The 6,009-nt window shown below is 75.5% G+C and carries 6 protein-coding genes; 2 read left to right on the top strand and 4 right to left on the bottom strand.

Going from position 1 to position 6,009, the window contains the following annotated elements:
• The coding region (locus ADL22_RS09810) for a MerR family transcriptional regulator (RefSeq protein WP_066975861.1) at nt 1-801 on the bottom strand (801 nt) is incomplete at its 3' end.
• Nucleotides 802-1,287: 486 nt separating this feature from the next.
• Between ADL22_RS09810 and ADL22_RS09805 the strand changes: the two genes are divergently transcribed.
• Nucleotides 1,288-1,770 carry a hypothetical protein gene (locus tag ADL22_RS09805; protein ID WP_159048599.1) on the top strand — a complete coding sequence of 161 codons (483 nt, stop codon included), beginning with the start codon at nt 1,288-1,290 and terminating at the stop codon, nt 1,768-1,770.
• Nucleotides 1,771-1,907: 137 nt separating this feature from the next.
• Entirely contained in the window at nt 1,908-3,260 is a 1,353-nt protein-coding gene (locus ADL22_RS09800) for a sensor histidine kinase (protein WP_066975857.1), read from the top strand.
• Nucleotides 3,261-3,352: 92 nt separating this feature from the next.
• On the opposite strand, the gene ADL22_RS09795 is transcribed toward ADL22_RS09800, so the two are convergent.
• From ADL22_RS09795 to ADL22_RS09785, 3 genes are all read right to left on the bottom strand, one after another.
• Complete coding sequence (locus ADL22_RS09795) at nt 3,353-3,745, bottom strand: GntR family transcriptional regulator (protein ID WP_066975855.1); 393 nt, start codon at nt 3,743-3,745, stop codon at nt 3,353-3,355.
• Between the two features lie 169 nt (nt 3,746-3,914).
• The gene (locus tag ADL22_RS09790) at nt 3,915-4,898 is read right to left on the bottom strand and encodes a transmembrane transport protein (protein WP_066975853.1); all 984 of its coding nucleotides are present in this window, start codon (nt 4,896-4,898) and stop codon (nt 3,915-3,917) included.
• Nucleotides 4,895-5,938: an ABC transporter ATP-binding protein gene (locus ADL22_RS09785; protein ID WP_079063978.1), complete on the bottom strand. Its 1,044-nt coding sequence runs from the start codon at nt 5,936-5,938 to the stop codon at nt 4,895-4,897. The genes ADL22_RS09790 and ADL22_RS09785 overlap by 4 nt, the downstream gene beginning before the upstream one ends.
• Nucleotides 5,939-6,009: the final 71 nt, after the last annotated feature.

The following is a 6,009-nucleotide window of genomic DNA, read 5'->3' as shown; positions in this document are numbered from 1 at the left end:
GTGCGGGTGGGGTGGCCCGGCGGCGGGCGGGGGTGATTGGCGGACGGCGTTGGCGTGGATGGCGGTGCGGAGGTACGGGGCCAGGCCGGGGCGCTGTTCGGTGGGCGGGACGAGGAGGGCGAAGGCGCGGGGGTCGGCGGCGAAGTCGTCCGCGATCCGGCCGTGCATCGCGGTGTCGCAGGGGGTGAACCAGCGGGAGAGGTGGCGGCGGTGCTCCTCGGCGAGGTCCATGGCGCGCTCCCCGTCGGCGGGCGCGCCGGCGTCGAAGGCGGCGGTCAGGCGGGCCCGCCAGTCCGCGGCCTCGGCCATGATCCGCGCCCAGTCGTCCTTGGAGTGCGTGGCGGCCCGGGCCATCGTGCGGCGGTAGCCCTCGCTGTGCTGCCACTGCCGCTCGGCCTTGGTCGCGTACGTCACATCGAACGCGATCTCGCCGAAGACCTCGAACCGCTCCTCCGGGGTCAGCCGGACGCCGGTCTGCTGCACCTCCATGGCCTGCTCGGCGACCTCGACCAGGCGCTTCAGCCGGTGGATCTCCTCGGTGAGCCGGCGGTGCCGGGCGCGCAGCTGGTCCAGGGCGTTGGCCTCCGGGTCGGCGAGGATCGCGGCGATCTCGTCGAGCGGGAAGCCCAGCTCCCGGTAGAAGAGGATCTGCTGGAGCCGGGCGAGGTCCGCGTCGCCGTAGAGGCGGTAGCCGGCCGGGCTGCGGTCGCTGGGGCGGAGCAGGCCGGTCCGGTCGTAGTGGTGCAGGGTGCGGACGGTGACCCCGGCGAAGGCGGCGACCTGGCCTACCGGGTATCCCATGGTGTGCCTTTCGGTGAACGGGCGGAGGGGCTGGCCCCCTGGGGGCGGAGGGGCTGTCCCCTGGGGTGCGGGTCAAGGGTGGGGCCTGACGTGGCGTGAGGGTCAAGGCCGGGGGGTGGCGGGCCGCGGGCCGGGGGCGGAGGCCCGTCCGGCGGGTGGCGGCGGAAGTCCGTCCGGCGGGCCGGTGGGGACGGTGGCGGGAGCGTTCGGAAGCTGGTTCGCGGGGAGCGCCGTTACATTTGTCGGGAAGCAGAAATTCGCTCTTGTGTGCGGATGGGTGTGTGGGGTCGTGCACGCTGGGTCACGCGTGCAGGTGGGGGCGCTGGGCGCGTTGGGGCGGCCGGTGTGGCCGTGCGGCCAGTGCGGCCCGGTGTGCCAGAGCTGGTCCCCGGTAGTCCCTCCATCCGGTCGTCCGGTTCCGTCGTCCTGTCCTGTCCCGTCCCCTTCCGTCCCGTCCCGCCGTCCCGTCGTCGTTCGAGGAAAGTTGTGAGATCAGCGTCTGCCGCCACCCGGGCCGTGTGGGCCGCCGGGGTCGTCGGGGCCGTGGTGCTGCTCGCGGTGGCGTTCTCCGCGGTGCTCTCGGGGTGCGGCGGGCCGGATCCGCTGCTGCGGGACGAGGGGCCCGCGGTGGCGCCGCCCGCGCGGACCGGCCCGGTGTACGCGGCGGGCGACGCCGGCCGGCCGCTCCAGCGCCCCGACAGCCTGCCCCTGGGCGACTCGGCGCGGCTGACCGGGCTGCGCTGGGACTCGTGGGGCGGGCCGACCGCGCAGGCGCGCGGCGGGCTGTCCGGGCCCTGGTGCGCGCCGGCGTGCGTCCGCAAGCCGTACGAGGTCACGGTCACGCTGAGCGGGCTCCAGCGGCAGCCGGGGTTCGCGTACTACTCCAGTGCCGGGGTGGTGGCGCCGCAGCTGCGCGGGGAGAAGGCCGCCGAGCTGGGGCGGGTGAGTCTGCACCTGCCGGATGTGTGAGCCGGCCGGACGGGGGTGAGCGGCCGGTACCGGTGAGCGGGGGCGGCGGGGGAACGCGGAGACCACGGGGGAAACGGGGCGACGGCAGCAGTACGACAGGACGAACAGGACGACAGGAACGGACGGGACGGTAACGGATGGGCCTGCGCGCCAAGATCGGTATCGCGATCGCCGCCACCGCCGCGGTGGTCGCGGTCCTCGTCGGCGTGCTCGTCCACCACCGCACCGTCAACGCGCAGCTCGACCTCGCCGGGCACTCCATCGACAGCCGGCTCCAGACCGCCGTGCAGGACCGCGCGGCCGGGATCGACACCGGGCGCGGGATGATCAACCCGCCGGACCTGCCGGGCCCCTTGAAGCAGCTGGCCGAGCGCGGCCGGCGCGGCGTCTACCTGGAGCAGGACGGCCGGACGCCGTATCTGTGGGCGGCGGCCAAGCTGGGCCCGGACATCGTCGCGCTGAAACGTTCCTACCAGCGCGAACAGCAGACCGTGGCAGCGCTGGACCGGATGCTGTGGGGGGCCGGCGCGGCCGGTACGGGGCTGGGCTGCCTGGTCGGGCTGCTGGTCGCGCACCGGCTCGGGCGGCGGCTGACAAGGTCCGCGGCGACCGCCCAGCGGATCGCCGAGGGTGATCTGGGCGCGCGCCTGCCGGGCACCGGGAACGACGAGATCGCGCAGCTCACCGCCGCCGTGAACACCATGGCCGAGGCGCTCGCCGGCCGCCTGAAGGCCGAGCGGGACGTCACCGCGAACATCGCCCACGAACTGCGCACCCCGGTCGCCGGGCTGGTCGCCGCGGCCGGGCTGCTGCCGCCGTCCCGGCCCGCCGAGATGGTCCGCGAGCGGGCCGAGCGGGTGCGCGGGCTGATGGAGGACGTCCTGGAGGTGGCCCGGCTGGACGCCCGCACCGAGGAGGCGGACCGGGAGATACGGCCGCTGGGTGAGCTGGTGCGACGGGCCGTCGCGGGCGCCGCCCCTGGCGCGTCCCGGGCGGCCGCGGCGGACGGCGACGGGGAGGTGCGGGTGCGCGTCGCGGCGGACGGGCTGGTGGAGACCGATCCGCGCCGGGTCGAACGGATCCTGGTCAACCTGATCAGCAACGCCCGGCGGCACGGTGCCGCCCCGGTGACGGTGGAGGTCGACGACGGGCTGATACGGGTGCGGGATGCTGGCCCCGGTTTCCCGGAGGAGCTGCTGGCGCACGGGCCGCAGCGGTTCCGTACGGGCGCGGGCGGGGCCGGGCTGGGCCTGGGGCTGACCATCGCGGCCGGGCAGGCGCGGGTGCTGGGCGCCGGGCTGAGCTTCGCCAATCCGCCGGGCGGCGGGGCGCAGGCGACGGTGGATCTGCGGGGGGCGCGGTATCGGGAGCGGGGGCGGCCGGAGCAGGGATCGGAGCCGGGTTCGGGTACGGGTTCGGGTCCCGGCCCGGAGCCCGGCCCGGACGGGGGCGGCGGTACGGAGGAGGCGCGCGCCGGGCGGCGGGGCTGACGGCGAGCCGCCCAGGGGCTCGCCCCCGTACCCACCGGGGAGCAGCCCCCGCCCCCGTACACACGCCCCCGGGGACTCGCCCCCCGGGGAACTCACCCCTCCGGAAACCGCTCCTCCACCACCGAGTTCAGCAGCGCCCGGACGTCCTCCCGCTCCAGGCCCTCGGCGCGGGCGCGGTCCATCCAGGCGCGCAGGTCCTCGCGCAGGACGGCGTGCGCGGCCGAGTCGGGCCGGGCCAGGGTGCGGCTGACGAACGTGCCGAGCCCCGGGCGCGGTTCGACCAGGCCCTCCCGCTCCAGCTCGCGGTACGCCTTGAGCGTGGTGTTGGGGTTGACCTTGGTGGTGGCGGCGACCTGCGCGGCCGTGGGCAGCCGGTCGCCCTCCACCAGGATGCCCAGCCGCAGCGCCTGCTGGACCTGCTGGACGATCTGGAGGTAGGTGGCGACGCCGCTGCGGCGGTCGATCCGGAATTCCACGGCGCTCACCGCCTCTCTGCCTTTGTGCCCGCCCCGGTGCCGGGGGCCGCCCCCGTGGAGCCGGGTCCCGCCCCCGTAGGACCGGTTTCCGCCCGGGGCCCGCGCCCGTCGACTGATCGATGATCGGGCCGCCCCGGGCGGGTGTCAAAGCGCCCTCCGGGCCGCGGCCGGCGGCCGTTCAGAGCGGCCGCCTGCGGGCCCGCCACACCACGAACGCCAGCACCGCCGCGGCCAGCGCCAGCAGGATCCCCGCCGCGCGCCACTGCATCCCCGCCATCTGGTCGTAGGAGAAGTACTCGGTGACGTGGTTGACGATGCCCAGCTTGGCCCGGCAGGCGTCCGGGTTCGCGTCGTGGACGCAGGTGCCGAAGCCGTACAGGCGGCCGTCGGCGGTGGCCACCCAGTCGTCGAAGTTCACCGCGTCCGACGGCAGGCGCGGGCCGTCGCCGTCGTACGGGTAGACGAGGCGGCGCGGGGTGCCGAGCAGCGGGACGATCTTCTCGCCCCAGACCACGCTGACCGCCGCCGCGGTGAAGGCGGTCGCCAGCATCGCCGGCACCACCCGCTTGATCAGCTTCCCCAGCGCGATCCCGCAGGCCGTCAGGAAGAGCGTTTTGGCGGCCAGCACCGGGCCGGTGACCTCGAACGGCCCGCTGTTGAGCCAGTCGCCGCCCACCACCAGGGAGCGGGCCGGCGTCCAGAGCCACTGGAAGACCAGCGCCAGCAGGGTCGTACAGGCGGTCACCAGTGTCAGCGGCAGCGCGAGGGTGGTCGCCAGCCAGCGGCCGCGGCCCACGGACTGGGTGGTGACCAGGTGGACGGTGCCGCGTTCGAGCTCGGAGGCGATCAGCGGGGCGCCGAGGAAGACGGCGACCACGACCGGGACGTACTGGAGGAAGCCGATATCGCCCTGGAAGTCCGAGCCGAATCGGGTCCGGAACTCGTCCGCGAGCGCGTCGGCCCCGGCGTCGTGCCCGCCGAGGAAGCCCATCAGCCCGATCCGCTGGTACGAGAAGACCGCGCAGGCGGCGAGGGTGGCCAGGACGCCGGCGAGCAGCGCGGTGCGGTGGCGGCGCCAGACCAGCCACAGGGTGCCGTGCAGCGCGCCGGAGCCGGCGGGGGCGCGGCCGGTGCCGGCCTCGGGGGTGGTGGCGGTGGTCATGCCGCGGTCTCCTTCCGGGGCTCGTCCGACCCGGGCTCATCCGGCCCCGACGCGTCTGTCCCCGACGCGTACGTCCCGGAGCCATCCGCTCCGGAGTCATCCAGGAGCAGTGCGGGGGCGTCCGGTGCGCGCATACAGGCCAGCAGGACCTCCTCCAGGCTGGGCGACATGGTCTCCCAGGCGCCGGTCCCGCCGCTCTCGCCCGTCCCTCCGGCCCCGGGGCCGGAGGCCAGCGGCCCCGACGGCCGCACCAGCGCGCTGAACTGCCGCCCGCTGACCCGCGCCTCGACGACGGTGTGCCGCTCGGCCAGCTCCGGCGGCACCCGGCCGCCGACCGCCAGCCCGGTCACCAGGGTGTGCGCGGGCACCAGCGCGTCCGCCGGACCGGCCATCCGCAGCCGGCCGCCGGCCAGGACGAGGAGGTGGTCGCACATCTCCTCCACCTCGGACAGCATGTGGGAGGACATCAGGACCGTGGTGCCGTGCTCGGCGGCCTCGGCCATCAGCAGCCCGGACAGCTCGTCCCGGGCCAGCGGGTCCAGGTCGGACATCGGCTCGTCGAGCAGCAGCAGGTCGGGCCGCTTGCCGAAGGCGAGGGCGAACGCGACGCGGGTGCGCTGGCCCCCGGAGAGCGTGCCGACCCGGGCGGCCAGCGGGATGTCGCCGGAGCGGACGATCCGTTCGGCCAGCGCCTGGTCCCAGCGCGGGTTCAGCTCGCGGCCCAGGCGCAGGGTGTCGGCGACCGAGAAGCGCGGGTAGAGCGGCTTATCCTGCGCGAGGTAGGCGACGCGGCCCATGACGGCGGGGTCGGAGACCGGGACGCCGCACAGCCGCAGGCTGCCGGTGGTCGGCTGCACGAGCCGGGCGGCGATGCCCAGGAACGTGCTCTTGCCGGCGCCGTTCGGGCCGACCATGGCGCAGATCCGGCCGGCCGGTACGCGGAACGAGCACTCCTGGAGCGCCCACCGCCGCCGGAACCGCTTCGACAGATTCTCCGCCTCGATCGCCCAGGGGCCCGGGGCGGGGCCGGTGTCGTGCACGCTGAGTCCCCCCTTTAACTAGTTCATTAGTGGAATGAGTATGGAAGGGTGGGCGGGGACCTGTCAAAGGG

The sequence above is a fragment of the Streptomyces sp. NRRL F-4489 genome (assembly GCF_001509485.1).
GTDB lineage: Bacteria > Actinomycetota > Actinomycetes > Streptomycetales > Streptomycetaceae > Streptomyces.
The sequence above is the reverse complement of the archived record's forward strand: the minus strand, read 5'-3'. Positions and strand labels throughout refer to the sequence as shown.

Bases quoted from the DNA above. Each gene is read 5' to 3' on its own strand.
- ADL22_RS09790 (WP_066975853.1), bottom strand. From the start codon at position 4,898: ATGACCACCGCCACCACCCCCGAGGCCGGCACCGGCCGCGCCCCCGCC.
- ADL22_RS09800 (WP_066975857.1), top strand. From the start codon at position 1,908: ATGGGCCTGCGCGCCAAGATCGGTATCGCGATCGCCGCCACCGCCGCG.